At 63.9% G+C, this 25,553-nt stretch carries 28 protein-coding genes; 7 read left to right on the top strand and 21 right to left on the bottom strand.

Translation table 11 applies throughout. The annotated features are described in order from the left end of the window. Window positions 1-90: 90 nt before the first annotated feature. From QD280_RS00660 to QD280_RS00625, 8 genes are all read right to left on the bottom strand, one after another. Window positions 91-1,173 (bottom strand): hypothetical protein, encoded by a 1,083-nt coding sequence (locus QD280_RS00660; RefSeq protein ID WP_279837982.1) that lies wholly within the window; start codon window positions 1,171-1,173, stop codon window positions 91-93. Between the two features lie 113 nt (window positions 1,174-1,286). Next, window positions 1,287-1,823 (bottom strand): hypothetical protein, encoded by a 537-nt coding sequence (locus QD280_RS00655; protein WP_043335517.1) that lies wholly within the window; start codon window positions 1,821-1,823, stop codon window positions 1,287-1,289. A gap of 67 nt (window positions 1,824-1,890) precedes the next feature. Continuing rightward, window positions 1,891-2,535, bottom strand: a complete 645-nt coding sequence (locus QD280_RS00650; RefSeq protein WP_043335514.1) for a LysE family translocator — start codon at window positions 2,533-2,535, stop codon at window positions 1,891-1,893. 300 nt (window positions 2,536-2,835) lie between these two features. Then, window positions 2,836-3,420 (bottom strand): exopolysaccharide biosynthesis protein, encoded by a 585-nt coding sequence (locus QD280_RS00645; RefSeq protein WP_043335511.1) that lies wholly within the window; start codon window positions 3,418-3,420, stop codon window positions 2,836-2,838. 87 nt (window positions 3,421-3,507) lie between these two features. Further along, on the bottom strand, window positions 3,508-4,221 hold the full coding sequence (locus QD280_RS00640) for a divalent cation transporter (RefSeq protein ID WP_279837980.1): 714 nt from the start codon (window positions 4,219-4,221) through the stop codon (window positions 3,508-3,510). Further along, complete coding sequence (locus tag QD280_RS00635; RefSeq protein ID WP_054554953.1) at window positions 4,221-4,646, bottom strand: hypothetical protein; 426 nt, start codon at window positions 4,644-4,646, stop codon at window positions 4,221-4,223. The genes QD280_RS00640 and QD280_RS00635 overlap by 1 nt, the downstream gene beginning before the upstream one ends. A gap of 127 nt (window positions 4,647-4,773) precedes the next feature. Continuing rightward, window positions 4,774-5,199 (bottom strand): TM2 domain-containing protein, encoded by a 426-nt coding sequence (locus QD280_RS00630; RefSeq protein ID WP_166019341.1) that lies wholly within the window; start codon window positions 5,197-5,199, stop codon window positions 4,774-4,776. Between the two features lie 218 nt (window positions 5,200-5,417). Further along, complete coding sequence (locus QD280_RS00625) at window positions 5,418-6,257, bottom strand: 2OG-Fe(II) oxygenase family protein (protein WP_043335503.1); 840 nt, start codon at window positions 6,255-6,257, stop codon at window positions 5,418-5,420. 247 nt (window positions 6,258-6,504) lie between these two features. Here QD280_RS00625 and QD280_RS00620 point away from each other — a divergent pair, with 247 nt between their 5' ends. Continuing rightward, on the top strand, window positions 6,505-6,708 hold the full coding sequence (locus QD280_RS00620; RefSeq protein ID WP_031382854.1) for a cold-shock protein: 204 nt from the start codon (window positions 6,505-6,507) through the stop codon (window positions 6,706-6,708). 259 nt (window positions 6,709-6,967) lie between these two features. Here QD280_RS00620 and QD280_RS00615 read toward each other — a convergent pair whose 3' ends face one another. The 6 genes from QD280_RS00615 to QD280_RS00590 all read right to left on the bottom strand — a co-directional run bounded on the left by QD280_RS00615 (window position 6,968) and on the right by QD280_RS00590 (window position 12,311). Continuing rightward, entirely contained in the window at window positions 6,968-7,516 is a 549-nt protein-coding gene (locus tag QD280_RS00615; RefSeq protein WP_279837978.1) for a hypothetical protein, read from the bottom strand. A 220-nt stretch (window positions 7,517-7,736) separates the two neighbouring features. Beyond that, window positions 7,737-8,186, bottom strand: a complete 450-nt coding sequence (locus QD280_RS00610; RefSeq protein WP_279838380.1) for a nucleoside deaminase — start codon at window positions 8,184-8,186, stop codon at window positions 7,737-7,739. Window positions 8,187-8,268: 82 nt separating this feature from the next. Next, the gene (locus QD280_RS00605; RefSeq protein WP_043337056.1) at window positions 8,269-9,294 is read right to left on the bottom strand and encodes an SPFH domain-containing protein; all 1,026 of its coding nucleotides are present in this window, start codon (window positions 9,292-9,294) and stop codon (window positions 8,269-8,271) included. 137 nt (window positions 9,295-9,431) lie between these two features. Next, on the bottom strand, window positions 9,432-9,887 hold the full coding sequence (locus QD280_RS00600) for an NfeD family protein (protein WP_279837977.1): 456 nt from the start codon (window positions 9,885-9,887) through the stop codon (window positions 9,432-9,434). 163 nt (window positions 9,888-10,050) lie between these two features. Next, window positions 10,051-10,959 carry a lipid kinase YegS gene (gene yegS / locus QD280_RS00595; RefSeq protein ID WP_279837976.1) on the bottom strand — a complete coding sequence of 303 codons (909 nt, stop codon included), beginning with the start codon at window positions 10,957-10,959 and terminating at the stop codon, window positions 10,051-10,053. 146 nt (window positions 10,960-11,105) lie between these two features. Beyond that, a complete protein-coding gene (locus QD280_RS00590; RefSeq protein WP_225347735.1) occupies window positions 11,106-12,311 on the bottom strand; it encodes a multidrug effflux MFS transporter in 1,206 nt (401 codons plus the stop codon). Window positions 12,312-12,442: 131 nt separating this feature from the next. Here QD280_RS00590 and QD280_RS00585 point away from each other — a divergent pair, with 131 nt between their 5' ends. Both QD280_RS00585 and QD280_RS00580 read left to right on the top strand, forming a co-directional pair. Further along, window positions 12,443-13,510: a LysR family transcriptional regulator gene (locus tag QD280_RS00585; protein ID WP_279837975.1), complete on the top strand. Its 1,068-nt coding sequence runs from the start codon at window positions 12,443-12,445 to the stop codon at window positions 13,508-13,510. Between the two features lie 75 nt (window positions 13,511-13,585). Beyond that, complete coding sequence (locus QD280_RS00580) at window positions 13,586-13,981, top strand: glutathione S-transferase N-terminal domain-containing protein (RefSeq protein WP_043337063.1); 396 nt, start codon at window positions 13,586-13,588, stop codon at window positions 13,979-13,981. Window positions 13,982-14,149: 168 nt separating this feature from the next. On the opposite strand, the gene QD280_RS00575 is transcribed toward QD280_RS00580, so the two are convergent. From QD280_RS00575 to QD280_RS00565, 3 genes are all read right to left on the bottom strand, one after another. Then, window positions 14,150-15,256 (bottom strand): COX15/CtaA family protein, encoded by a 1,107-nt coding sequence (locus QD280_RS00575; protein WP_347881950.1) that lies wholly within the window; start codon window positions 15,254-15,256, stop codon window positions 14,150-14,152. 398 nt (window positions 15,257-15,654) lie between these two features. Continuing rightward, window positions 15,655-16,296, bottom strand: a complete 642-nt coding sequence (locus QD280_RS00570; protein WP_279837973.1) for a hypothetical protein — start codon at window positions 16,294-16,296, stop codon at window positions 15,655-15,657. A gap of 75 nt (window positions 16,297-16,371) precedes the next feature. Continuing rightward, on the bottom strand, window positions 16,372-17,196 hold the full coding sequence (locus QD280_RS00565) for an SURF1 family protein (RefSeq protein WP_279837972.1): 825 nt from the start codon (window positions 17,194-17,196) through the stop codon (window positions 16,372-16,374). Here QD280_RS00565 and QD280_RS00560 point away from each other — a divergent pair. Then, window positions 17,195-17,386 carry a DUF2909 domain-containing protein gene (locus QD280_RS00560; RefSeq protein WP_279837971.1) on the top strand — a complete coding sequence of 64 codons (192 nt, stop codon included), beginning with the start codon at window positions 17,195-17,197 and terminating at the stop codon, window positions 17,384-17,386. The genes QD280_RS00565 and QD280_RS00560 overlap by 2 nt on opposite strands. A gap of 17 nt (window positions 17,387-17,403) precedes the next feature. On the opposite strand, the gene QD280_RS00555 is transcribed toward QD280_RS00560, so the two are convergent. Genes QD280_RS00555 through coxB form a run of 4 tightly spaced genes read right to left on the bottom strand, consistent with a single transcriptional unit; the run spans window position 17,404 to window position 21,758 of the window. Continuing rightward, on the bottom strand, window positions 17,404-18,264 hold the full coding sequence (locus QD280_RS00555) for a cytochrome c oxidase subunit 3 (protein WP_131431479.1): 861 nt from the start codon (window positions 18,262-18,264) through the stop codon (window positions 17,404-17,406). Continuing rightward, window positions 18,261-18,857 carry a cytochrome c oxidase assembly protein gene (locus QD280_RS00550; RefSeq protein WP_192838461.1) on the bottom strand — a complete coding sequence of 199 codons (597 nt, stop codon included), beginning with the start codon at window positions 18,855-18,857 and terminating at the stop codon, window positions 18,261-18,263. The genes QD280_RS00555 and QD280_RS00550 overlap by 4 nt, the downstream gene beginning before the upstream one ends. Before the next feature lie 27 nt (window positions 18,858-18,884). Beyond that, window positions 18,885-20,537 (bottom strand): cytochrome c oxidase subunit I, encoded by a 1,653-nt coding sequence (gene ctaD, locus QD280_RS00545; protein ID WP_107335293.1) that lies wholly within the window; start codon window positions 20,535-20,537, stop codon window positions 18,885-18,887. Window positions 20,538-20,567: 30 nt separating this feature from the next. Continuing rightward, on the bottom strand, window positions 20,568-21,758 hold the full coding sequence (gene coxB, locus QD280_RS00540) for a cytochrome c oxidase subunit II (RefSeq protein ID WP_279837970.1): 1,191 nt from the start codon (window positions 21,756-21,758) through the stop codon (window positions 20,568-20,570). Window positions 21,759-22,201: 443 nt separating this feature from the next. On the opposite strand from coxB, the gene QD280_RS00535 reads away from it, so the two are divergent. The 3 genes from QD280_RS00535 to QD280_RS00525 are packed head-to-tail and all read left to right on the top strand — an operon-like array spanning window position 22,202 to window position 25,492. Continuing rightward, window positions 22,202-23,950, top strand: coding sequence for a carbon starvation protein A (locus QD280_RS00535; protein WP_279837969.1), 1,749 nt, complete (start codon window positions 22,202-22,204; stop codon window positions 23,948-23,950). Beyond that, window positions 23,940-24,260: a cory-CC-star protein gene (locus QD280_RS00530; RefSeq protein ID WP_199852375.1), complete on the top strand. Its 321-nt coding sequence runs from the start codon at window positions 23,940-23,942 to the stop codon at window positions 24,258-24,260. Before QD280_RS00535 ends, QD280_RS00530 begins: the two co-directional genes overlap by 11 nt. After that, window positions 24,251-25,492, top strand: a complete 1,242-nt coding sequence (locus QD280_RS00525; RefSeq protein WP_279837967.1) for an ArsA family ATPase — start codon at window positions 24,251-24,253, stop codon at window positions 25,490-25,492. Before QD280_RS00530 ends, QD280_RS00525 begins: the two co-directional genes overlap by 10 nt. Window positions 25,493-25,553: the final 61 nt, after the last annotated feature.

The raw sequence follows: 25,553 nt of genomic DNA, 5'->3' as shown, positions 1-25,553 counted from the left end.
CGTTTCCATGGCATCAGGGCGCATGGCGTCATGGCCCATGGCATCAGAGCTCATTGCGCCCTTCAGCCATTCTTTCAGTCATTCGTTCAGTCAGTCATCGCGACGTGGACGAATGGCGGGCGAGACCCCGGACTGGCTCTCGCCCTTGGCTTCGCCCGGTCGCGAGGCAGCCACGCCATTGCCGAACGGCGGCTTCTGCTGAGGGGTATACCGTCCCAGCGCCTCGGCATAGCTCAGAGGTCGCCCTTCATCGCCTCCCTTGCCCTTGCCACGCCAGCCCTGGCGCTTGCCGGGAGCGCCCTGGGGCTGTGGTGCGTCGTCATGGGCCTGAGATTCCGCATAGGACTGAGATACCGCATGGGAGCGAGGCGCATAGGGCTGAGACGCCCCCTCGCCCTCAGACTCGCTGCCCGGGTATGCCTGCGACACCACCGGCTCCGATGCCGCTCGGCCGGAATAGGCCAGAGGCTGGGAGCGCGTGACGCGCGGTGTACGCATCAGTCGCACCATCAGCCAGACCGCCAGTGCCCAGCAGAGCGTCCCCAGCACGCCATAGACGATCATCGCCCAGACATTACCGGGGCGGTGGCCGGCATTGATGATGATCACACGCGACAGATCGATATCGGGCCAGCGCTCGGCCAGAAGGGAGCGCTCATCGCCCGGCAGGTCCGTCTCGGCGTGCAATACGGTGCCGAACAGGCCATCGGGGAACTCGATCAGCGGCGGCACGTTTTCCAGGCTCTGCACGGAGTCGGTTCGCACCAGCACGCCCATGCGCTCGATGCGCGGCCATTCTTCCGAGGGAATGCCATCGATGCCCCCGAAGGCGCGTGACAGACCGGCCAGCTCCAGCAGATAGGGATTCATGTCAGAGATGACCGGATAATAGAGCGTCTCGATGCGGCGCCCCCCGTCTGCATTGGCATCGAGGCGGAAGGTCTCGGTGTGCTCGCGATAGACCGCCCAGTGATTGCGCAACGAGACGAACTGATTGACCGGCAGATTGCCCTGCTCCACCGACTCGAGATTCAGCGTTTCGGGGCGCGTGGTCACGCGACCGACCCAGCGCCCCTCATCGACGGCGTACAGCCAGGCCGCTATCCCGGCGACCACCAGCACCACGGCACTCAACCCGCCCAGACGGCGACGAAGGGTATGTGAAAGACTCATCCGATTGCGTTCCCTGCCAATGCCAGCCTTGATGGGCCGGTCTTCATGTCATGAATGCAGCACTGTACCGCTGCTGTCGTTGGCTCGGGCAGGCATGAGCACCGGCCCGGGCATCATTGTTGTTCGAGCCGTGCTGCCAATCGATTGCTCTTGTCGCAGTAGCGTTGCCGCAGACGCAGGATCTCCAGAGAATTCGAGGACAGGGCATCCAGCACGTAGCGGTTGCAGGCCTGCTCGGCTTCTCGATGCGCCGCTTCCAGCGCCTTGCGCGCCTTGCGCTCTGCCGGCGTCATGCCCGCATAGGGGTCGCGCCGGGGCTTGAAGGTCGCTGCGGCCTTGCAATACATGGTGCGGGTGTCGATATGTGCCGCCCGTCCCCGGCGCTGCAAGGCATGACAGGTCTCGACGAACAGTCGGCTGGCCATGCGCGAGCACTCGCGCTGCTCGACGGCGGTACCGGTCTTTTCCAGATGTGCACAGACCGATTCATCATCGATGCGCCACAGCTGGTGGCGGAAGTCGATGGTGTAACCGTAGTAAAGCACCCGTACCTGCTGTACGCGGGAATCGTAGACATCACTGATATCCCGAGCCTCCAGGTGCGTGACGACCTTGAGAAAGGCCGCCAGTGTCAATGTCACAGGATCCATGTGTCATCAAGGATACGAACCGTCATCCCATGCGCTCCGTTGCGATGTTGGCAGTGGCCGCTCATCCCTAGCGGCCTAGCGCCAGCCGTGCCCCCAGCAGCACCATGACGGACCCGGTGATGCCTTCCATCCAGCAGGCGACCCGCGGCCTTGCCAGCCAGCGCCCTGCACCACCGACCATCAGCGCCACGCTGATCTGCCAGAGATTGGCGATCACGAAGTGGACACCCGCCAGCCACAATGACTTGAGCACGGCCGGGTCGGTCGGCGCGATGAACTGCGGCAGAAAGGCCATGTAGAACACCACCGTCTTGGGATTGAGCACATTGGACAGGAAGCCCTCACGCAGCGGCAGCCAGCACGATACCTGCTGCCGTGTCACGCTGACGTCGACATTCAGCCCGCGCGCGCGCCGCGCACTCTTGAGACTCTTGATGCCCAGCCAGATCAGATAGCCCGCCCCGACCAGCTTGAGGGCCGAGAACGCCCATGCCGACTGCAACAGGATCAGCGAGATGCCCGCCGACGACACCAGCGCGTGCACGAAGAGGCCGGCACAGATCGCGAGACTGGTGAGCACGCCGTCACGCAGGCCACCGCGCGAGGTATTGCGAATCACCAACAGGGTGTCGACCCCGGGCGTGACCGTCAGCAAGGTGATGGCCACCACGAAGGACCAGAAGGCAGCATCGAACTGGATGAAATCAAACATGACGAACGTCCTTGCGACAGACCCGCTTCAGTAGCCGAATTCGTGCCCCCATGGCACTGAACAGGCGACCAGTCTAGGCGAGCACGGCCAGCCTGCAAAGCCATCCCCATCAAGATGACAGCCTGGTTTGCCTCTGAATGGTGCACTTCAGTCTTTTGTCTTACTGCGTTGCTACACAACGGCGCAGGCGCTCTCATGAGCCCGCAGCTGATGGCATGCAGAAGCCATCTCGCGTCATCAAGGATACGAGCCTCAACTCCTAAAATACGCTGCGTCGCTGTTGAGCGACCAACGCAGCCTTCAACCTACCAACCAGAACCCCGTGGCGATATCCAGCAGCAGCACCAGCAAGGCCAGCAGGATGACCAGGCCATCCTCCCCGATCAGCCCCAGTCCCAGCAGCAGCAAGGTCGCTGCCGGCAAGGCCGCGGCGAAGGGCACCAACTCCAGCGGCACCATGGCCGTGGCCAGCAGGATGGTCAGCGCTGCGATACCGCGATAGGCAATGCCTCGCGTCATGAAGCTCAGGCGTGGCTTGAGCAGACGATCAAGGCGTCGCGTCCAGGGCCTTGCCCGCTCGACGCCATGGGTCAGGCGTTGATGCTCGAAACTGAAGCGCGCCAGCCGGCGTGGCAACCACGGCATCTTGCGCCCCAGCAACAGTTGACCCGCGATCAGCACGATGAACAGCGCACAGGTCGTCGGTACCCCGGGGATCGCTCCGGTCGGCAGCAGTACCAGCAAGGCAGGCAATACCAGCAAGGGGCCGAAGCCCCGGGAGTTGAAGTGCTCCAGAATGTCGCCCAGCGAGATATCCCCTTCGATCTCGCGGTCCAGCTCTTCCAGCAACCCCGTGAGGTTGCCTTCATTGGCGTGCTTGCTCATGCGAGCTCCCTATCGGGAAGATGACAGAGGGTGTGAAGGTCTCGAGCCGTGGCGAGTCAGCTGGTGCCGCCCCGCCACGGTTAATCGTCAGCCGACCAGGCGATCGCCCAGCATGCCGATCATGAACCCCAGCGAGGCGCCCAACGGCGGTGACCAGTGATGCGCCACCCGCGACTGGGGCGCAATGTCTTGGAAGACGAGGTAGAGAATGCCGCCGGCGGCGAAGGCCATCAGTCCGCCCAGCACGCCCGGCACATCCGCAAGCCACAGATGGCCGGCCAATGCCGCCAGCGGGCCCAGCAGAGACAGCAGCACGAAGGCCCCGAGCCCCTGACGCGCCGTCAGCCCGGCCCCTTCCAGCTCACGATAGGCATTGAAGCCTTCCGGCAGGTTCTGCACCGCAATGAACAGTGCCAGCAGCATCGCCGCGGCGGGAGAGGCAGAGGCCAGTGCGCCCAGCGCGATCGCCTCGGGGATGAAGTCCATCAGCATCGCCAGCAACTGGCCCTTGGCGCCGCCACCGCGCGCCAGCCAGCGGTCCAGTTGCATGAAGATCAGCGCGCCCAGCAGAAACAGCCCCAACAGCGCCGCGATGGACAGCGCCTGCATGGCATGCGGCACCAGCACCAATGACACGGCGGCCAACAGAATACCGCCGCCGAGCGCGGTGATCCCCGCCAGCCAGCTGCGCTTGACGTGACTCTCGTGACTGCGCTCCAGCTGGGCGATCACGCCACCCAGCGGGATGCACAACCCGGCAGCCCAGGCGAGCGCCACCATGGTCCACGGAATCGATGCCATCATGCTGTCGTCGGGGCTGCAGGACTCGGTCGGGCGCCCAGCACACGCATCAACAGGCTGGTGCCGACACCCCAGGCGCCATTCAGGATCAGGCCACCGACCACCATCAGCGGCGCGACCTCGATCCCCTTGAGCGGAAAGACGACCAGCATGGCCACGGCCGTCGGGCCGACTGCACCGAAGACGAGGCTGATCAGCCAGTGGCTGACGCCCGTCCTGCGACGCACCAATGCCCACAGCGGTAGCCCCCACAGCCCGCCCCAGAAGGCCAGCGAGAGCACTGATGGAACGCCCAGCGGCCCGGTAGGCGTCATGTTGTAGGGCGCCTTGGGCAGGATATCGGCCAGATAGAAGAGCCCGAAGAGGCCCTGATGGAAGATCAGAGTCGCCAGAAAGGCGGCGATGAAGGCTTTCAACCAGATCATGTTCACTTCCTTGTCGTCATGTTGATGAAAACATCCGAGCCCCAGCACATTAGAACATGCGAAATCTCGACACTGCCTTTCCTGCTACGTCACTTCCGTCCCGCTGGATGCAACGCAGGCGTGATCTCTAGCGCTGGGTGGCCGGCGACTGCTCGGCATGGCGCAGCGATATCTGGTCATTGAGTGTCCAGAAGTCATACAGCACGCCGATGAAGAACAGCCCACCGGTGCACAGGTAGAGCAAGCCGGTCAGCCACTTGCCCATGTACATGCGATGGATGCCGAACACGCCCAGGAAGGTGAGCAGAATCCAGCTCAGCGAGTAATTGATCGGGCCTTCACGAAAACGGAAGTCCGCCTCGCGGTCCATCGCCGGAATCAGGAACAGGTCGATCAACCAGCCGATGCCCAGCAACCCGAAGGTGAACAGCCAGATGGTGCCGGTGACCGGCTTGCCATAGTAGAAACGGTGCGCGCCGAGGAAACCGAAGATCCACAGCAGATAGCCCATGGTCTTGGAATGCGTGTCCTGTACAACAGGCGATGTGGTCATCAGTGAAGCCTTAGCCGCGATGCGGCAGATCATGATTGCGAATACTGTCAATGCGGTCTTGGCGCCGATGAATCAAGCCTTCTGCCGCCAGAGGCCACGCCCGGAAACGACAACGCCACCCGCGCACTGGCGCGGATGGCGTCGGATCAGCAGGTATCTTTTCATCGCTCCCGGGAGCGAAAGCCAGGCCGGGAATGAAAGCCAAGCCGCAGCCGGCGCTAGATGACGCCCAGCTCGCGCAGACGTTCCTTGAGGTAGGAGTCCGCCGTGTGCTTGTCAGACAGTACCACTTCGGGGCGCGGATGCAGGAACAGCGGCAGCGACAGGCGTGACTGGCTGGAGCCCTCGCCGGTCGGGTTGATCACGCGGTGCGTGGTCGACGGGAAGTAGCCACCACTGGTCTCCTGGAGCATGTCGCCAACATTGATGACCAGCTGACCCGGATCACAGGGCACGTCCATCCACTCGCCATTGACGTCCATCACCTGCAGGCCCGGCTCGTTGGCTGCCGGCAGCACGGTCAGCAGATTGATGTCTTCATGCGCCGCGGCACGGACGGCGCCCGGCTCTTCACTGCCGGTCATCGGCGGGTAGTGAAGCACGCGCAGCAGCGTCTGACCGCTGTCCTTGATCATGTTGGAGAGCGGTTCACGGTAGAGCTCGGCCACTTCGGCAGGTGAATGGGCCTCGACCCAGCTCAGAAGCTCTGCTGCAAAGGCTTCGGCCTGGCGGTAATACTCCATGGCATTCTCGCGCAGGCTGTCCGGAATCTTGCCCCACGGATAGATGTGGTAATACTCCTTGAGATCACGCGCCGTATGGCCCTTGGCGGTCTCGGAGACATCTGCCGGGAACAGTCCATCCTGGGTCTTGGGGTCAAAGCGCCAGTCAAGCTTGTCGGCGCTGGAGAAGAATTCGGCCCATTCGGCGTAGATCTTCTCGACCAATTCATGAGAGATCGGGTGATTGCGGATGACACCGAAGCCCGTCGTGCGCAGGGATTCGACAAATTTTTCGGCTGCATCGGCCGAGCGGTAATCTACGTTCTGGACCTTCATGGCATTTCCATCTATGTTGGCTCTGTGTGAGCATCCTACTTGAGCCGGAAGGAGTCGCCAATACGACAACTTTCTGTTCGAATGGAAGCGAGCACGTGCAGCCCAGGCTGCATGCGTAGGTCAAGCAGGAAAGGATGTCGTCGCTGGACGCAACGCGTCTCTCTGGTGGAATTCCCCCTAGCCGCACCAACGCACTCTGGTCTGATGGGCAGACCACCAACATCATCTCGTAAGCAAGGAAAGAATCATGGCAACTGGCACAGTCAAGTGGTTTAACGACACCAAAGGTTTCGGCTTCATTTCTCCGGACGACGGCGGCGACGACCTGTTCGCGCACTTCTCTGAAATTCAGGCAGAAGGCTTCAAGTCCCTGCAAGACGGTCAGAAGGTTTCCTTCGACGTCACCCAGGGCAAGAAAGGCCTTCAGGCCGCAAACATCAAGCCGGCCTGATCTTCTCGATCAGCCTGGTCAGGCCGCCCTCACTGGCGCTCTGATGATGGCAGCAAGACAGTCATGGAAAAGCCCGCCTTCCGGCGGGCTTTTTTGTGGCCAGGCCTTGGCCTGACTCACGCTTATCGAAGAGTCGCCATCAACAAGAACGCCGCGACCCAAAGGGGCGCGGCGTTCTTGTATCGGCGGCCATGTCACTCACACTCAGCCAGTGACACGGCTTGCGACAGGCATCACGCCAGCATTCGCTGGCCAGTGATTACTGCTGCGCTTCGTCGATGGACTCGTTGGCATCCTGCTGCGCAGCGTTGATCTTCTCGTTCGCTTCGGCAGCAGCGTTGTCGCCAGACTGCTCAGCGGAGTCGGTCAGCTCGGCAGCCTGCTCCTTGGTGGAGTCATAGGCGTTCTTGGCAGCATCGGCAGTGGCGTCAGCAGCGTCGTTGACACCTTCCTTGGCGGACTCATAGGTCTCGGAAGCAGCGTTCTTGGTCGCGTCGAGGGCGCTTTCGCTCTCGGCGGCAGCTTCATCGCCCATGGCATCGGCGGATTCGGCAGCGTCGTCAGCCATGTTGTCGGCCTTGTCAGCAGCGTCATCTATCTCTGCGGCCGCTTCATCAGCTGCCTGGTCCATCTTCTCGGCAGCGGCGTCAGTCGCTTGATCGGCGCTCTGTTCAGCCTGTTCGGCGCTCTGCTCGGCAGAGGTCTCGGCGTTCTGGGCAGCTTTGTCAGTATCGCCGTTATCGCAACCAGCGATGGCCAGAGACAGGCCAGCGGCCAGTGCGGGAATCATCCATTGCTTGAGTTTCATCGTCTTCTCCATGATAGGTGGGGAGTTGCCAGCCCCTGTTTCCTGCAAGTGGCATTGCAACAAAGGTCGTGTAGTCATGCAAGCGAAAGCGTGGCTTGGCGCCTGATACCCAAGACATGGTGCCAGACCGACAGCTTTTCAAGCATTTCGCCCTTTTCACAGCAGAATAGTGTTAACGAACACCATTTTCCATCAGCTACCACCAAAAATCGCGCCGCGATCACTCACCGATATCTTCGTTCCAGACGTCCGACTGCTCGCGAATGAAGGTCGCCATCAGCTCGCGGCAGCGCGCGTTGTCGACCACATCGACCTTGACGCCCAGGCCACGCAGGTGGTCTTCCGCGCCCATGAAGGTGTGGTTCTCACCGACCACGACATGCGGGATACCGTAGAGCTGGATGGCACCGCTGCACATCGGGCACGGTGACAGCGTGGTATAGAGCACGGATTCACGATAGACGCTGGCCGGCAGGCGACCGGCGTTTTCCAGTGCATCCATTTCACCATGCAACACCGTGCTGCCCTTCTGCTGGCGCTGATTGTGGCCACGACCGATGATCTTGCCATCATGGACGAGTACCGAGCCGATCGGCACGCCGCCAGCCGCATAGCCCTTTTCCGCCTCTTCAATGGCGGCCTGCAGGAAGCGCTCATGATCGGTAGTCATTGCTGTCATCGTCTTGCTCCAGATGCGGTGAATATTCAGTGGAGCGGCAGCCTACTGCCACTCACTGCTCGGCACAATACACTCAGCCCAGGCCCGCTTCGCCGGTCATCATCTGACGGGCGCGTCGCAGCCCTTCATTGCTGGCATTGGTGGGCTCGCCGACTTCAGTGGCAAGCTCGCGGAAACTGCCCATGGCACCCAGCAAGGCAGAGGCCTCGTAGGGGATGAAGACGCGATCACCTTCGCGCGCCATGTCCGGCAGCACCTGCAGATATTTCTGCCCCAGCATGTAGCCGACCACCAGCTGCGGGTCTTCCGCACCGATGGCATCGCGCAGCTGATAGATGGCCTGACGCTCACCTTCGGCGCGCAGAATCGCGGCCTGCTTGTCACCCTCGGCGCGCAGTACCGAAGACTGCTTCTCGCCCTCGGCGGTCGCGATGGCAGCTTCGCGCTGGCCATTGGCCTCGGTCACCGTGGCGCGACGCTTGCGCTCGGCCGCCATCTGCAGCCGCATGGCGTCCTCGACTTCCTCGGGCATGCTGATGTCCTGGATCTCGACGCGCGTCACCTTGACGCCCCACTTGTCACCGACTTCATCCATGGTGATCTGCAAGGCGTCGTTGACCTCCTTGCGGCTCTCGAAGAGCTTGTCGAGCTCCATGCGACCGATCTCGGAGCGCAGGCTGGTCTTGGCCAGAACCTCGACGGCCTGGGTGAAGTTCTCGACTTCATAGACGGCGCGCTTGGGATCGACGATCTGGAAGTAGAGCGCGCCATTGACAGTCACGGTGACGTTATCCGTCGTCACCACGCTCTGGCCGGGGAAGTCCATCACCGTCTCGCGGCGATCGATGCGCGTCTCCTCCACCACCAAGGGCAGGTTGTCGCCCTTGACCTCACGATAACGGCGAATGGTGATGGAACGCGGCTTGTCGATGAACGGAATTACCAGATTCACGCCGGATTCCAGTGTGCGGCTGTAGCTGCCGAGGCGTTCGATGACGACGGCTTCTGACTGCTGGACGATCATCAATCCCTTGGCCAGCAGGATTACCACCAGCGCCAGTATGAAAAGAATGATGATGAGTCCCGGACTGATAATCATATTGCTCAACTCCCTTGAACTGGGCCGTATCCGCAAGCCCTTGTGAGATATCCGATCACGCCTGACCCGCTGCCACCACGACCGCGCTGTCGAGCCGCGATCTCATGGCGTCTTTGTGCAGTTTCCTTCGAGACAGACTACTTCGAGACCGACTCCTTCGAGACAGGCTCGACACAGACGGTGATGCCTTCGACGCTGACGATCCTGACCGTGTCCCCTGCTGCCGGCGGCGTCTCCCCCTCCCAGCGTAGCGGATACTCATTGCCTGACACGCGCACGGCAGGTTTGCCGCCGTTGCCGATGATCACCTTGGCCAGCTGCCCGGTCTCCGCGCCGCTGCCAAGGGTGCCGTAGGGCGTCTTGGGCAACAGATAGGGATGGATCTTGCGCACGAACAGCGGCACCAGCACCAGGGCCGTGATCGCGACGCTGATCAACTGGAGGTTTAGCCCCGCCCCCAGCCCCGCCGCCAGAGCGCCCCCGAGGGCACTGACACCCAGTGCCAGCAGCACGAACTGCGCGCCCAGCAGCTCAAGCCCCGCCAGAATCAACGCGAGGATGACCCAGATATGCCACGCCGCCAAACCGACCATGCAATCACTCCCTGAGGTCCTGACTCCCGCCCTGAGCGGCCGAGAGATTGGAAGAATACGCTGCCACCAACGCAACGAGCGCAGCCTGAGTAAACCTCAGACTGCGCTCGTGTACCAGCCAGCCCTCATGGCTCAGCCAGCGCTCAATGGCCCATCTTCGGGCTCATGAGGGTGTCAGCAGGGCGGCGTCCTGCGGGGCGACCAGACGCATAGCGCCGGGAATCAGCTGGAATTCGCTGTTCTCGATCAGATAGCTCTCGCCATCGAGATTCACCGGCAGCGCCTCACCCCGATAGTGCAGCGAGTCAGTGCGCACATACCGCACGAAATGGCCGTTGTCGGGGAGCGACTCCAGCTCCTCGATCACCTCACCCACCCGCGCGATGGGGAAGTCACGGATCACCAGCACATCGAAGCAGCCATCATCGAGCAGCGCCCGAGGTGCCAGCTCCTGACCGCCGCCCGCCTGACGACCATTGCCGATCGCCAGCACGAACAACGCCAGCTCCTCCTCCACCCCGTTGAGGGTCACGCTGCCACGATAGGGGCGGAAGTCCCACGCCTTGAGCACACCCATCAGCGAATAGGCCCCGCCACCGAACAGTTTCTTGAGGCCACCGGGCGTCGAGCGCGTCACCTCGGCGCCGAAACCTGCCGAGGCCATGTTGAGGAAGTAGGCATCATCCAGCTGCACCACATCCACGGCCCGCGCCGCGCCTTCACAGGCCAGCGCCAGCGATTCCGTCACCGGCTCGGGGATGCCGAGCGAGGTCGCCAGGTCATTGGCGGTGCCCAACGGCAGGATCGCGACTTCCGGACGCTTCGCGGGTGGATGCTGCATCAATGCATTGGCGATCAGATTGAGGGTGCCGTCACCGCCGCCAACGACCAGCCGCGTGACGCCTTCATCGACCGCCTCGCTCACAAGCCTCGCGACGTCATCTCCCTCGAAGGTCAACCGCACTTCAAGCCCTGCCATACGCTCACGCTGAGCGAAGATGGCCTCACGCAGCTCCGGCTGCTGAGCCTTGTCCCCGTTGAGTATCACGCGCACACGCGCCGCTGATTCCATGGTGCCTCCTTGGCGACATGCGGATCGAGCGACAAGCATACTCTGGTCGGGGGCCTTCAATGAACCATCTCTGCCCCGCGGCCCGCCGCGGTTGTCAGCCAGCGAATCCTCCATGCCCGGCCAGTCGCACCGGCCAGTCCTACCGACTAGACGCCCGGCTGACGTCGCGCGCCCAACAGCAGCAACGGCAGCACCATCACCACGCTGATCAGCAGCAGCCCCTGCTGAGGGGCGAGCGGCGTATTGAGCAGCGCCGTCGCCACCACTGCCGAGCCGCCGAGCTGGATGCTGCCGAGCAGCGCCGCTGCGGTGCCGGCACGCTCAGCGAAGGCCTCCAGCGCCAGGCTTGACGCCGCGCCGAGCGCCAGCGAGAAGCCGACCGACAGCACTGCCACCGGCACCATGAAGGCAGCGGCCGACAGTGGCAGCCAGGCGAAGGCCGCGCCCTGCATCAGGCCGGAGAGCAGGATGATCGCCAGCCCCAGGCGCACGGTGGGCTGACGGCCGAGGCGCGTGATCACGCGCGGTGCGAAGAAGAAGGTGATGATATTGATCACGGCATTGCCGCCGAACAGGGCACTGAAGACCAGCTCGGAGTGACCGAGGCGCTCGACCAGCAGCTCGGAGGACGACGACACATACAGCAGGATGGCGCTCATCGCGGCCATCGCGACCAGCGCCTGATACAGGAAGCGCCAGCTGGTCAACACGGGGCGGTAGCGCGCCCAGTTGTACAGCGGACGCTCCACGACCGTTGTGGCCGGACGCGTCTCGCCAAAGCTCTTCCACGCCATCAGGCCGACGCACAGCGCGAAGGCGGCCATGAACAGGAAGTTGGAGCGCCAGCCGAACTGCACCGCCAGCAGGCCGCCCAGCACCGGCGCCAGCGCCGGGATGATGCACAGCGCACCATTCAGATAGCTGTACATCCTGGCGCCCTGCTCAGGCGTGTAGCAGTCACGCACGGCCGCGAAGGCCACCGTCACCGTGGCACATGCCCCCAGCCCCTGCAGGATACGCCCGAGATACAGCATGCTGATGTCCTGTGCCAGCACGGCGACCATCGCGCCGACGAGGTAGACCGTCGCGCCACCCAACAGCGCCGGACGCCGTCCGTAGAGGTCCGTCAACGGGCCGACCAGAATCTGCCCGACACCCACAGCGCCCAGAAACAGCGTCACCGTCATCTGCATCACATCGGTGGGCTGGGCGAATTCGCGCGCCATCGCCGGCAGTGAGGGCAGATAGATATCGATCGCCAACGGCGAGAACATCACGCAGCCGACCAGCAGCAACAGCAATAGTCGTGCGTTGGGCATGGGCCTTGCGGCAGCAGAGGAAGACACGGACATGGATAATCTCGAGAGTCAGAAGCCAAGGGCGGCCCGACAGAGGGGCCATCAAGAATCCGCAGAGCCTAGCGCCTGCGACTTATGAAGCAAAATGATATTATTTCAGGCCTGATATTCCACTGGAGAAACTCATGAGCGCGACAGCCCCGCAGACACCCGCAAGGCCGGTTGCCGCCCAGTCTCCAGCCGCGTCTTCACTGCCTGCGTCTTCGAGCTCAGCGCCAGCGGCCACGCCCTTCAACACGCGCATCGACCTCAATCTGCTGCAGGTGCTGCAGGTGCTGCTGGAAGAGTGCAGCGTGACGCGCGCGGCGGGCCGTCTTCACCTCTCGCAGTCTGCCGTCAGCAAGAGTCTGGCACGCCTGCGCGTGATGTTTGATGACGCCCTTTTCATTCGCGAACGCCACGGTCTGCGCCCCACGGCGCGGGCCCTGTCATTGCGTGGTGAACTGGCCGAGCTGCTCTCGCGCCTCGAGAATCTGAGCGCCCCTGCCACCTTCACCCCCGCCACCAGCCAGCGGCGCTTTCAACTGGCGGTGCTGGAAAGCGCCTGGGCGACCCTGATGCCGTCCTGCACGCGCGCACTGACCGATGCGCTGCCGCATGGCAGCCTCGAGATCAGCCGCTGGCAGGCCGATTGCCTGAGTCTGATGGAAAAGGGCCAGCTGGATATCGGGCTTGCCGGACACGATCACAGTGCCGAGACCCCGGGCGAGCCGCCTGCCCTCCCCGCTGGCTTCCAATCGCGCCTGCTGTGGCGCGACGACCATGTGATTCTAGTGCGGCGTGATCATCCGCTCACGCGGCGCCAGACACCGATGACGCTGAGTGAATTCGCGGCCTTGAGTCATGTCCAGGCCACCTGCGAGGGGCGCTCACGCTGGTCGCTGGATGAGCGGCTGGAGCAGCACGGCGCACCACGCCGCATCAGCGTGCTGGTGCCGGATTTCCGCGATGCCCTGAGCATCGTCGCGCACAGCGAGCTGGTGTTCTGCGCCCCCAGAAGCTTTGCCCAGGCCAGCAGCGAGCTGCACGGGCTGGCGATCCTTGAGCTACCGATGCGCCTGCCCGCGCTCAGCTACCGCTTGATCTGGCATGCCAGCCACGAGCAGGACCCCGGGCACCGCTGGTTGCGACAGTCCCTGCTGACGCATATCCGCAACGCGCATGGGGAAGACGCCGAGGCCGCTGAGCTCTAGAATGGCCCCATTGTGAATTCGCCACCCGCCCTGCGGCACTGGCGCCGATACCCGCACGTCCCATGAGGTTCTGCCATGCGCTCCATCATCCGCCTGTTCTTCCGCACCCTGCGTCTGGTGCTGGCTCCCTTCATGCTGCTCAGTGAGAAGCTGACCCGCGGCAGCGCGCTCGAGCGCAGCCCCGCCCAGCAGGCCGAGGTGGATGCCGAGACGGCCAAGCTGGCGTTGTATCAGTTCTCGACCTGCCCGTTCTGCATCAAGGTGCGCAAGCGCATGCATCAGCTGAACCTGAACGTCGAGCAACGCGACACCCAGCACAACGCCACTCACCGCCAGGCCCTCGAACAGGGTGGCGGTCGCGTCAAGGTGCCGTGCCTGCTGATCACCCATGACGATGGTCGCGAAGAGTGGATGTACGAATCCGACACCATCAATGCCTACCTGCAGGAGCGCTTCGGCAGCGCGGCCTGACAAGATAACGGCTGATACGACGCAGACCGCAAGAGGCCGCTCTCAGGAGCGGCCTCTTGCGGTCTGGTGAGCGCGAACACGCGCGCTTGGGCGCCTCTCTTCTGCTTACCGTCTTGCCCACCTTCTTGCCTACCTTCCGCCTAACTGCTGCCCACCATCTGCTTCTCATCAGGCCAGCGCCTGCGAGACGGAAGCCCGCTTGTGGCGAGCCGCCTGGCGCATCTGATCCATTGCCCACACCATCGCCAGCGTCAGCGCGACAGCTCCCAGGGTATGCGCCAGCGCCAGATCCAGCGGCAACCACCACAGCACATTGGCGATCCCCAAGCCTGCCTGCACCAGCCAACATCCCAGCGCCCAGCGCCAGGGGTTGTCAGGCGCCGCCGTCCGCGCCGGCAAGTGGCGGCGCTGGCGCCAATACAGCGCCAACAGCACCGCCCCCAGCAACACGGCCCCGCCACGGTGCGCCATGTGGATGGCCGTGCGCGCCTCACCATGCAGCTGCCCATGCAGATAGCTGGGGCCGACATCCTGGGTCAGGTGGAAGCCCTCTCCCCAGTCCATCGCCGGCCATGCGGCACCATTGCAGGTCGGGAAACCTTCACAGGCAAGCCCGGCATAATTGCTCGAGGTCCAGCCCCCCAGGGCCAGCTGCCCCAGCAGCAGAGCCGCGGCCAGAGTGGCCAGCCAGGGCTGACGCCGGATGTGCGCTGCATCAGCGCCCGCCTTGTGTTGCTCAGCCGTCACCTTGAGGTGCGCCGCCCGCCGTCTGAGTGATAGCCACAGCAACAGCAGCAGGCTCAACACGCTCAGGCCGCCCAGCAGATGCAGCGTCACCACCTGCGGCCACAGCTTCAGCGTCACGGTAAAGGCCCCGAACGCGCCTTGGACCAACAGCATGCCCAACAACAGCCAGCAGCCGGCCAGGGGAAAACGCGTGCGCGCCTCCGCGCCCCAGTGATCAGTCACCTTTGCCTCGCCGCTGCCACCCTCGAAGGTTTGCGACTGATGAGCTTCCTGACGGCGTATCCGCCAGCCCAGCGCGAGCAATGCGATGGCCGCAAGCCCGAGCAGACTCGCCGCATAGCGATGGATCATCTCCGCCCACGCCTTGTAGCCTTCAAGCGGGTGATGCGGGCTATGCAGACTCGCCGTCTGGGCATCCGGCACGACCAGGGCGCCATAACAGCCCGGCCAGTCGGGGCACCCCAGACCGGCGTCCACCAGCCGCGTCCAGGCTCCCAGCCCGATCACCAGAATGACCAATCCCAACATGCTGGCGACCAGTCGCTGGCTGCTGTGCCACAGGCGTGCCGTCACCCGTCGGCTCGCCGCCTGCCGTGAGACAGGGCCATGCACCAGATCAGGCGTCAGCTCAGGCGTCGCCATCGAGAAGGCCTGCGCAGCTGAGGCTTCATCCGTGGTGGCGTGGCGCGCAAATGGCGGGCGAGGCAGCAACGCCGCCCCTCGTTGGCGAGCCCGCGAGACGGCGCAGGCCCGCGAGACGGCGCAGGCCCGCGAGACGGCGCAGGCCCGCGGTGGATAGCGCTTCTGTATGGCGAGGCGAGACATGGCATATCTCCCTGGTGAAGCGAAAGAAGATCACGCGCGACCTGGCGAGGTGCGACCTGGCGAGGCGCTAACTATCGAGGCGCAACCTGGCGAGGCGCGACCTATCGAGGTCCGACCGGATTACGCTTGAGCAGCCGGCGTACATCCTTCATCACGGCCTGCGGCGTAATCTCGGGCCCGTAGGCGACCACGACCTGTCCGTGAGGGTCGATCAGGCGTAACTGGTGCCGCGCGGAAGTGGTGTCGTTGGGCGCTGGCCAGCGCCCGAGTGCCCGTTGCTCGCCCGGCACCTGAGGATGCACAAAGGCCTTTTCAGCCACCACCAGGCGGCCCAGGCGTGGCGCCTCCTTGCCAAGCGCGCGATGTAGGCGCCACCAGCGCTCGGCCTGCGCCGCGGCCAGCTGCGGCTGGTTCGGCTCCGGCCAGCTGAGCCAGAAACGCTGCTCATCCGCGCCTCGCGCGGCCAGCGGCGGCATGCCGGGGGCCTCCTTCGCGCTAACAGCGCCGCCAGTCGCGTTTCCTGTGGCGTTTTCGGTGACGTTGTCAGTGGCGTTCTCTGTAACGAGGTAGTCGAGCGACCAGTCCGTGAGCGGCTTGACCTTTGGCAACAGGGCACCATTTGCCACCCGCCCCTCGGGAATCCCGACCTGTGCGCTCAGCATGGCCCACGCCAAGGGCAGCGGGGCGGACAACAGCCCCAGCAAGGCCACGAGTTTCAGACGCTGTCGCATCACGTGTGTCATCGCTCTCCTCCTGACGACGGCTTCCCTGCATGTCCGGGCATGCGGACAACAGGCTCAAGACACAAGCACCGGGCGCTAGGCCTGGCGCTGACGCAGCGCGGACTGGCGTTGACGGCGCGCGCCCAGAATCATGACCACTGCCGCCCCCAGGCTTAGCCCCAGCCACTGCAGCGCATAGGCGTAATGACGCTCTGGCGTCATGTTGCTCGGCTGCCACCAGGGCAGGAATCGCCCCTCCCCGCTCGTCTGGTGCAGAACACCCGCAAAGGCCGGCGTGCCCAACGCCTGCCAGGCGCTCAGATCGACCTGCTGCAGGCGCTGCCCCTCGCGATTGGGGCCGAACAGTGGGCCACCACTGTTGCCCTGGCCGTTCAACCACTGCCAGCGACCACTGATCACCCCGGAGCCTGTCGGGGTCGTGAACTCCGGGTCGCTACGCGGGGCCGGCGATGCCACGAAGCCACGCTCCACCAGCCACCAGCGGCCATCCAGCGTTCGGAAGGGCGTGAGCACCGCCACGCCATGGCGCTTGTCCAGCGTGCGGTTGTCCAGCAGCAGGCTGTGTTCCGCGAGCCACTCGCCGCGCAGCTCGATCAGGCTGGCACTGGCGGGCGGTGCCGTCGGCATCACCAGCTCCGGCGCGCTGGCGGTATCCTCCAGATGCTGGGCACGCGCCTGGCCACGCATCACCTGCCAGCTGCACAGACACAGACCGAGCACGATCAGGCATCCCCAGAACAGCCACCAGCCGCGTCCGACCTGGCGCTCCTGCGTCGCCGCTGTGGATGACACCTGCGCCGCTGGCGCTGACTTGCGCTTGTCTGCCGGATGAGCTCGACTGTCACTAGCGAGTGCCGCGCTGTGCTCACCCGCCACTGTCTGCGCCCCGGGAGGTGACATGCTGCTCAAATCGCTGATCGCACTGGTCTTTATCGGCATGCTGGCAAGCCTGGTCGCCGGCGCCGGTTTTCTGCTGCGCGATGGCAGCCGCAGTCGACGCCTGCTGACCTCTCTCAAATGGCGGGTTGGCCTGGCAGTGTCTCTGGTGATTCTGCTGGTCATTGGCTTCTCCACCGGAATGCTGGACTGACATCACGCCGCGTGCTGTCAGAACACATAGACGAACAGGAACAGACCGATCCACACCGCATCGACGAAGTGCCAGTACCAGGCAGCCGCTTCGAAGGCGAAGTGACGTTCACTCGAGAAGTGGCCGCGTATCACGCGCACCAGCATCACGATCAGAATCAGGGTGCCGATGGTGACGTGCAGACCATGAAAACCGGTCAGCAGGAAGAAGGTGCCGCCATAGACCCCCGCCTGCAGCGTCAGCCCCAGGTGGTGCCAGGCCTCGTAGTATTCGATGCCCTGCAGGGTCAGAAAGCACAGCCCCAGCACCACGGTGCCCGCCAGCCAGTTGCGCGCCGTGCGCCGAAACTCCATCTTCAGCGCTTCATGCGCCACCGTCAGGGTGACGCTGGAGCTTACCAGCAACAGCGTGTTGGCCAGCGGCAGCTGCCAGGGCGACAGCAGCTCTCTGGGTCCGGCGATGCTGGCATCCGGCGGCGTCATCAGGGGCCAGCTGGCGGTGAAGTCCGGCCACAGCAGCGCCGTCACCCCCTTGGCGCCCTCACCATCGAGCCAGGGCAGCGCGAAGGTTCGCAGATAGAACAGCGCCCCGAAGAAGGCCGCGAAGAACATCAATTCCGAGAAGATGAACCAGGCCATGCCCCAGCGGAACGAGCGGTCCATCTGGTCATCGTAGAGGCCGCCCATCGACTCGCGCACCACATCCCGAAACCAGCCCGCCATCACCAGCACCACGGCCAGCAGGCCGATGCCTGACAACCAGGCGGCGCTGCCGTGCACCATCCAGATTCCGGTGCCGATCATCATTCCGCCCACCGCCAGCACGCCGAAGATGGGCCAGGCGCTGTGCGCCGGAACGTAATAGCTGCCACTGCTCATGTTTCACCTCCTGCAGAATGCTCTGCACCATCGTCCCCCGCGGATGACGGCGTCGTGACCGGATAGAGCGTGTACGCCAGAGTCAGATCACGAATGCCCTCCGGAAGGTCAGGGTCGACCTGAAAGACCAGCGGCAGCTCGCGCCGCTCGCCTGCTGCCAGCGTCTGCTCCTGGAAGCAGAAGCACATGATCTTGCGCAGATGCAGTGAGCCCTCGGCAGGACTGACACTGGGGACCGCGCGGCCACGCACCGGGTAATCGGCGTGATTGGTGAACACGAAACGCGCGCTGTACTGGCCACCGGGATGGATGCGGAATTGCTCATCCAGCGCCTCGAGCGTCCACGGCAGGCCCTGCCCCTGTTGGGTGATGAAGCGCACCGAGACCCAGCGGCTCTCGTCGATCTCCATGGCCACCGCGGCCCTGGCCTGACTGGCGGCCTTGCCATTCAGGCCGGTGAGATTGCAGAAGACGTCATAGAGCGGCACCAGCGCGAAGGCGAAGCCCAGCATCGCGACCAGCGCCAGCAGCGTGCGCCGCACGGTGCGTGCCACTGCCTGTTGCTGTTGTGCTGCGTGATCGCGTGAGGGCATGTCACTCTCCTGGCCGCTGTCCATCGCTCAGCGGATGATCTGGCCATCGCGGGTCTGCGGAGGAATCTCGAAGGTATGCAGCGGCGCCGGGCTCGGCACGCTCCACTCCAGGTCCACCGCGCCCTCCCAGGCACACGCCGGCGCCCTGACACCGCCGCGCGCGCACTTGACGATCACGACCAGGAACAGCAGCTGCGAGATACCGAACAGGAAGGCGCCGATACTGGACAGCATGTTGAAGTCGGCGAATTGCAGCGCGTAATCCGGGATGCGGCGCGGCATGCCGGCCAGCCCCGAGAAGTGCATCGGGAAGAAGGTCAGGTTGACGCCGATGACCGACAGCCAGAAATGCCACTTCGAGAGCCCCTCGTGGGGATAGAAGCCGGTCCACTTGGGCAGCCAGTAGTAGGCTCCGGCGAGAATCGCGAACAGCGCGCCGGGCACCAGCACATAGTGGAAATGCGCCACCACGAAGTAGGTGTCGTGGTACTGGAAATCCGCCGGGGCGATGGCCAGCATCAGGCCCGAGAAGCCGCCGATGGTGAACTGGACGATGAAGGCGATCGCAAACAGCATCGGGGGCTCGAAGCTGATGGAGCCGCGGAACATGGTGGCGATCCAGTTGAAGACCTTCACGCCGGTCGGCACCGCGATCAGCATCGTCGTGTACATGAAGAACAGTTCCGCCACCAATGGCAGGCCGACGGCGAACATGTGATGCGCCCAGACCAGGAAGGACATGATCGCGATGGAACCGGTGGCGTAGACCATCGAGGCGTAACCGAACAGTCGCTTGCGCGAGAAGGTCGGCACGATGGCGGACACGATGCCGAAGGCCGGCAGGATCATGATGTAGACCTCGGGATGCCCGAAGAACCAGAACAGGTGCTGGAACAGCACCGGGTCGCCGCCACCGGCGGCATTGAAGTAGCTGGTGCCGAAGTTGATGTCGAACAGCATCATGGTGATGGCGCCCGCCAGCACCGGCATCACCGCGATCAGCAGGAAGGCCGTGATCAGCCAGGTCCAGACGAACAGCGGCATGTCCATCAGGCGCATGCCCGGGGCACGCAGATTGAGGATGGTGGCGATGATGTTGATGGCGCCGAGAATCGAGCTGATGCCGGCGATGTGCAGCGAGAAGATGAAGAAGCTGGTCGAGGGCGGCGCATAGGTGGTGGACAGCGGCGCGTAGAAGGTCCAGCCGAAGTTGGGGCCACCGCCCTCCATCAGCAGGGTGGAAAGCAGCAACAGGAAGGCGACCGGCAACAGCCAGAAGCTGAAGTTGTTGAGGCGTGGCAGCGCCATGTCGGGCGCGCCGATCTGCAGCGGAATCATCCAGTTGGCCAGTCCCGTGAAGGCCGGCATGATGGCGCCGAACACCATGATCAGCCCATGCATGGTGGTCATCTGGTTGAAGAACTCCGGCTGCACCATCTGCAGGCCGGGCTGGAACAGCTCGGTGCGGATCACCAGCGCCATGATGCCGCCGATGAACAGCATGCTCAGCGAGAAGATCAGATAGAGGGTGCCGATATCCTTGTGATTGGTGGTCAGCAGCCAGCGCAGCATGCCGCGCGGCGCGCTGCCGTGGCCCTCGCCCACATGAGCGCCGCCTGCGGTGGCCCCCTCGCTCTCGCTGGCCTGAAGTACCGCCTTGCGTGGCTGTTCACTGGCCATGACACGCCTCCTGAATGCGTCGCTTGCACGCTATTGAGACAGCTGTTCCTTGATGACGGCTGGCTGCACCAGCTCGCCGGTATCGTTGCCCCAGGCGTTGCGCTCATAGGTGATGACAGCCGCCAGCTCGACCGGGCTCAGCACATCGGCAAAGGCCGCCATGGGCGTGCCCGCCTTGCCGTTGACCACGATATCGATGTGCGCCTGCATGTCTTGGGTGACGATGGCGCTGCCCACCAGCGAGGGGAACGCCGGCGGCATGCCCTGGCCATCCGGCTGATGACAGGAGGCGCAGATGGTGGCGTAGGTCTTCTCGCCCTTCTCCATCAGCTCCTCGAGACTCCAGTCACGACCGGCATCGTTGAGCGCGGCCTCGGCTTCGGCCTTGCGCGCGATCAGCCACTCATCGAACTCGGCCTCCGGTAGCGCCTCGACCACCACCGGCATGAAGCCGTGGTCCTTGCCGCACAGCTCGGTGCACTGGCCACGATAGGTGCCAGGGGTCTCGATACGCGTCCATGCCTCATTGATGAAGCCGGGGATGGCGTCCTTCTTGACGCCGAAGTCGGGCACCCACCAGGAGTGGATGACGTCGGCGGAGGTGGTCAGGAAGCGCACCTTGCGATTGATGGGCAACACCAGCGGGTTGTCGACTTCCAGCAGGTAATGCTCGCCCTTGGCGGCGGTGTTGTTGATCTGCTCGCGCGGGGTCGCGAGGCTTGAGGTGAAGGCGACATCCTCGCCCAGATACTCGTACTGCCAGCGCCATTGATGGCCAGTGATCTTCACGTCCAGCGCCGACTCGGAAGCGTCGTACATGTCCTTGAGCGTGGCGGTGGCAGGCACCGCCATCACCACCAGGATCAACAGCGGGATGGCGGTCCACAGAATCTCGATACGGGTATTTTCATGGAAGCTTGCCGATACCGCACCGCGTGACTTGCGGTGCTTGATCATCGCGTAGCCCATCACACCGAACACCACGATGCCGATGACCACACAGATCCAGAAGATGATCATGTGCAGCGAGTGGATCTCGCGGCTGACCGCGGTGACCCCGACCGGCATGTTGTATTCGACTGCCAGCACCGAAGGGGAAAGGACTGTCAGTGACAAGGTCGTCAGTGACAGGGTCGTCAGTGACAGGGTCGTCACTGTGCGTCGCAAGCGCAGACGCATTGGCCTGGTGACACGGGAAAGGCATTCCGCGATCCATGACATCGGCGCCTCCTTGTCATTGTTATCGAGAGCCTCACCCAGATGACGGCGCTGAGCGGCTCCCCGTGCTCCGACTTGCTTCGAGTATAGAAGAGCTTGGCGGAACACAAGGTCGCGTGGATCAACCCACTGATACTCCTTGGTCGCAAGGCAGAGCGAGGCAAAAACGGCTACCCCGCGCGTGATGCCGCCTGAGCACAAGGCAGTGGCGCGCTTCTGCGTTCAGTCCACGCAGAGAGGCGGCGATTGAGACATTGCCAAGAAGTCGGCTCGCGATATGCCGGCGCGCGTCGGGGCGACCAATGGCGAAGTTATATGCGCATTTATCGATGTTAGCGTCACGCCGATCTGCACCAGTGTGTTGAAGCCCTCCTGCACGCGTCCAGACACCTGACACACGCCAGCACGCCCTACTCAATCCATCACCACGCCCCTCGGAATCTGCCATGAACGCCATCTGGCTTGCCCTGTTCGGCTGCGTTGCCTTCGCCATCGGCTACCGCTTCTATTCCCGCTTTCTGGCCGAGCGCATCTTCCGCCTCGACCCGAATTTCGTGACGCCAGCACATGCGCTGCGCGACGACACCGACTACCTGCCGACCAATCGTTGGGTGCTGTGGGGTCACCATTTCACCTCGGTGGCGGGCGCAGCCCCCATCGTCGGTCCGGCGATCGCCGTCTATTGGGGCTGGCTGCCGGCCGTGCTGTGGGTCGTGCTGGGCAGTCTGTTCGCGGCAGGCGTGCATGATTTCGGCACCTTGACGCTATCGGCGCGTCATCGCGGCCAGTCGGTCGGCACCCTGGCGGACAAGCTGATCGGCAAGCGTGCCAAGCTGCTGTTTCTGTTCATCATCCTGATTCTGGTCCTGATGCTGAACGCGGTGTTCGCCTGGGTGATCGCCAATCTGTTCATCAACTTCCCGGCCAGCGTGCTGTCGGTGCTGATCCAGATTCCGCTGGCGGTATGGATCGGCCATCGCGTCTATCGTCGTGGCGGCAAGATGCTGATTCCCTCACTGCTCGCGCTGATGGTGATGTATGCCGCCGCCCTGCTGGCGGGTCAGTTCGAGTTCCTGCAGATCGATCTGGCCGGTGCCTTCACCGCCATGGCCGGTGGCGAGGATGCCACCCTGCTGTTCGGCCTTTCGCCCATCTCCAGCGCCTTCCTGGTGTGGATCATCGCGCTGATGAGCTATGTCTACATCGCCTCGGTCTTGCCGGTCTGGAAGCTGCTGCAGCCACGCGACACCATCAACTCTCACCAGCTGGTGGTCGGGCTGGTGCTGCTGTATCTGGGACTGGCCGTAGGTGGCCCGCAGCTGACGGCGCCGGCCTTCAACGCCGATGCCGAGATGTCCTTCTACCCGCTGCTGTTCATCACCATCGCCTGCGGCGCCATCTCGGGCTTCCACGGTCTGGTCGCCTCCGGCACGACCTCCAAGCAGCTGTCCCATGAACCGGATGCGCGCCTGATCGGTTACTCCGGCGCGCTGGGCGAAGGCATGCTGGCGCTGATTTCCATCATCGCGGTGGCAACCCTGTTCACAACCCAGGCCGACTTCACCGCAACCTATTCAAGCTTCGCCGCGGCGGGTGCCAATGGCCTCTCGAGCTTCGTTCAGGGGTCCGGCCAACTGATCTCGCACCTCGGCCTGCCCGCCAACGTCGGCAGTACGCTGGTCGCGGTCATCGTGGTCAGCTTCGCAGCGACCACGCTGGACTCCGCCGTGCGCCTGATGCGCTACATCATCGCGGAACTGGGCAGCGAATACGGCATGCCAGCGCTCAGCCACAAGCATGTCGCCACCAGCATCGCCGTCATCGCCAGTGCCGCGCTGGTCATCCTGCCGCAGGGGCCCAAGGGCTTCGGTTCCGGCGGCTACCTGCTGTGGCCGTTGTTCGGCACCAGCAACCAGCTGCTGGCGGGCATCTCGCTGATGCTGGTCTCGGTGTGGCTCAAGCGTCAGGGCCGCCCTGTCATCTATACCCTGGCCCCGATGGTCTTCTTGATGATCATGACGCTGTGGGCGATGGTGCAGCAGGTGGTGCTGGATTGGTCGGGCATGGGCAGCAACGACCCACAATGGCTGTTGTTCACCTTCGGCAGCCTGATCATGGTGTTTGCGCTGTGGATTCTGCTCGAGGCCAGCCGCAGCCTGAAGTCTCCCGCCCGGGTGAGCGCTCATGAGAGCTGATGACGATACCCGGTTGGCGTCATCACCACGCCAGCCGGGACTGACAAGGCGCCTGCTGACAGGCGCCATTCAGCTGCGGGATGGCTGGGAGGCCATGCTGCGCGTCAACCAGCAGCGCGATCTGGCGCAGCTTGCCCGTGAAGAGGAGGACATCTTCATGATGATGAGCTTCGCGGAGCTGATGGGCATCCCCAATCCGGCGCCGGCCGTCTCGCTGGAGATGCTGCCGCTGATGCTGGAACGCATGCATGACTGGCACCTGCGTCAGGGACTTGAGCATTCACCGCTGGAGGGCATCAAGTGCTGTTGAGCAGGCTCTGGAAACGCGCAGCATCCCGCAAGGCGAAAGATACGGCTGTCTGGGAAGGCACTCAGCCGTCAGCGGCTCACGAGACTTACGAAACTCACGAGGCTCACAAGGCTCACAAGGCTCACACTCACCAGTCTGGCCAAGCACCGGAGCAAGCCGGGAAATCAGAGCATCCCGAGATCTGGTTCTTCGGTGGCAAGGGCGGTGTCGGCAAGACCAGCTGCGCGGCGGCCCAGGCGCTGGCACTGGCGGAGAAAGGCGAAGCGACCCTGCTGGTATCGACAGACCCCGCGCACAATCTGGGCGACCTGTTCGGTGCGATCGGTGGCAAGCCCTGCAACATCGCGCCGCGCCTCGACGTGATGGAACTGGACCCCGAGCGGGAATGCGACCGCTACCTGGAGGCGGTCCGCCAGCGGATCGCCCCCCTGGTAAGTGGCGAGCGCAGTGCCACCGTGATGCGCCAGCTCGAACTGTCACGCCACGCCCCCGGCACCAGTGAAGCGGCACTCTTCGATGCGCTGGTGGAGATCATCCTGACCCCGCCAGCCCCGCTGGAAGATGAAGATTCACACTATCGCCACATCCTGTTCGATACGGCCCCCAGCGGGCACACAATTCGACTGCTGAGCCTGCCTGAAGTGCTGGGCGGCTGGCTGGAGGGCATGCTAGGTCAGCGTAGGCGCGCCGTCGCCGAACGCAGCCTGTGGCTGGACAGTCAGCAGGCGTCAGAGACGCCAGGCGAAGAAGCGCCGGAAGACCCGATCAGCGAGGCGCTGGAGCAACGCCGTACGCGCTACGCAGCATTGCGTCAGCGCTTGAGCGATACCCGCCGGGCGCGCGTGATTCTGGTCAGCACGCCGGAGAAGCTGCCGTGTCTGGAGACGACCCGAACACGAGAGGCGCTGGAAGCTCATGGTCTGGCCGTCGGCGGCTTGATCATCAATCAGTGCCTGCCGGAACCCGCCGCGCAAGGGGCTGGCGGTCCCTCCTCAACGCCCCACGAGCCGCAGGCTGACTGGGTCGCGACCTGGCGAGAACAGCAACAACATTGGGCCGCCAGACTGGAGGAGGCCTTCGCTGATCGCCCGCGCCTGCGTCTGCTGCGCCAACCACAGCTGCCGGAGGACCGCGCAAGCCTTGCCCCGCTGGTGGCACAATTCACGGCGTTCCGCCCCTGGTCACCCGCCCCTGCCGCGTCCTCTTGCGGTTGCGCTGCCCCCGCCAGATGACTCGAGAGGTCGCCCTGCTCTTCAGCCCATCAGTGCTTCAGCCCCTCAGCGCTTCAGCCCC

The organism is Cobetia sp. 1AS1 (genome assembly GCF_029846435.1).
In the GTDB taxonomy this organism is placed as follows: Bacteria; Pseudomonadota; Gammaproteobacteria; order Pseudomonadales; family Halomonadaceae; genus Cobetia; species Cobetia amphilecti.
The sequence above is the reverse complement of the archived record's forward strand: the minus strand, read 5'-3'. Positions and strand labels throughout refer to the sequence as shown.

Coding starts and splice junctions, on each gene's coding strand:
- QD280_RS00660 (WP_279837982.1), bottom strand. CDS start 1,173: ATGAGTCTTTCACATACCCTTCGTCGCCGTCTGGGCGGGTTGAGTGCC.
- QD280_RS00655 (WP_043335517.1), bottom strand. CDS start 1,823: ATGGATCCTGTGACATTGACACTGGCGGCCTTTCTCAAGGTCGTCACG.
- QD280_RS00650 (WP_043335514.1), bottom strand. CDS start 2,535: ATGTTTGATTTCATCCAGTTCGATGCTGCCTTCTGGTCCTTCGTGGTG.
- QD280_RS00645 (WP_043335511.1), bottom strand. CDS start 3,420: ATGAGCAAGCACGCCAATGAAGGCAACCTCACGGGGTTGCTGGAAGAG.
- QD280_RS00640 (WP_279837980.1), bottom strand. CDS start 4,221: ATGGCATCGATTCCGTGGACCATGGTGGCGCTCGCCTGGGCTGCCGGG.
- QD280_RS00635 (WP_054554953.1), bottom strand. CDS start 4,646: ATGATCTGGTTGAAAGCCTTCATCGCCGCCTTTCTGGCGACTCTGATC.
- QD280_RS00630 (WP_166019341.1), bottom strand. CDS start 5,199: ATGACCACATCGCCTGTTGTACAGGACACGCATTCCAAGACCATGGGC.
- QD280_RS00625 (WP_043335503.1), bottom strand. CDS start 6,257: ATGAAGGTCCAGAACGTAGATTACCGCTCGGCCGATGCAGCCGAAAAA.
- QD280_RS00620 (WP_031382854.1), top strand. CDS start 6,505: ATGGCAACTGGCACAGTCAAGTGGTTTAACGACACCAAAGGTTTCGGC.
- QD280_RS00615 (WP_279837978.1), bottom strand. CDS start 7,516: ATGAAACTCAAGCAATGGATGATTCCCGCACTGGCCGCTGGCCTGTCT.
- QD280_RS00610 (WP_279838380.1), bottom strand. CDS start 8,186: ATGACTACCGATCATGAGCGCTTCCTGCAGGCCGCCATTGAAGAGGCG.
- QD280_RS00605 (WP_043337056.1), bottom strand. CDS start 9,294: ATGATTATCAGTCCGGGACTCATCATCATTCTTTTCATACTGGCGCTG.
- QD280_RS00600 (WP_279837977.1), bottom strand. CDS start 9,887: ATGGTCGGTTTGGCGGCGTGGCATATCTGGGTCATCCTCGCGTTGATT.
- yegS (WP_279837976.1), bottom strand. CDS start 10,959: ATGGAATCAGCGGCGCGTGTGCGCGTGATACTCAACGGGGACAAGGCT.
- QD280_RS00590 (WP_225347735.1), bottom strand. CDS start 12,311: ATGTCCGTGTCTTCCTCTGCTGCCGCAAGGCCCATGCCCAACGCACGA.
- QD280_RS00585 (WP_279837975.1), top strand. CDS start 12,443: ATGAGCGCGACAGCCCCGCAGACACCCGCAAGGCCGGTTGCCGCCCAG.
- QD280_RS00580 (WP_043337063.1), top strand. CDS start 13,586: ATGCGCTCCATCATCCGCCTGTTCTTCCGCACCCTGCGTCTGGTGCTG.
- QD280_RS00575 (WP_347881950.1), bottom strand. CDS start 15,256: ATGTTGGGATTGGTCATTCTGGTGATCGGGCTGGGAGCCTGGACGCGG.
- QD280_RS00570 (WP_279837973.1), bottom strand. CDS start 16,296: ATGACACACGTGATGCGACAGCGTCTGAAACTCGTGGCCTTGCTGGGG.
- QD280_RS00560 (WP_279837971.1), top strand. CDS start 17,195: ATGCTGCTCAAATCGCTGATCGCACTGGTCTTTATCGGCATGCTGGCA.
- QD280_RS00565 (WP_279837972.1), bottom strand. CDS start 17,196: ATGTCACCTCCCGGGGCGCAGACAGTGGCGGGTGAGCACAGCGCGGCA.
- QD280_RS00555 (WP_131431479.1), bottom strand. CDS start 18,264: ATGAGCAGTGGCAGCTATTACGTTCCGGCGCACAGCGCCTGGCCCATC.
- QD280_RS00550 (WP_192838461.1), bottom strand. CDS start 18,857: ATGCCCTCACGCGATCACGCAGCACAACAGCAACAGGCAGTGGCACGC.
- ctaD (WP_107335293.1), bottom strand. CDS start 20,537: ATGGCCAGTGAACAGCCACGCAAGGCGGTACTTCAGGCCAGCGAGAGC.
- coxB (WP_279837970.1), bottom strand. CDS start 21,758: ATGTCATGGATCGCGGAATGCCTTTCCCGTGTCACCAGGCCAATGCGT.
- QD280_RS00535 (WP_279837969.1), top strand. CDS start 22,202: ATGAACGCCATCTGGCTTGCCCTGTTCGGCTGCGTTGCCTTCGCCATC.
- QD280_RS00530 (WP_199852375.1), top strand. CDS start 23,940: ATGAGAGCTGATGACGATACCCGGTTGGCGTCATCACCACGCCAGCCG.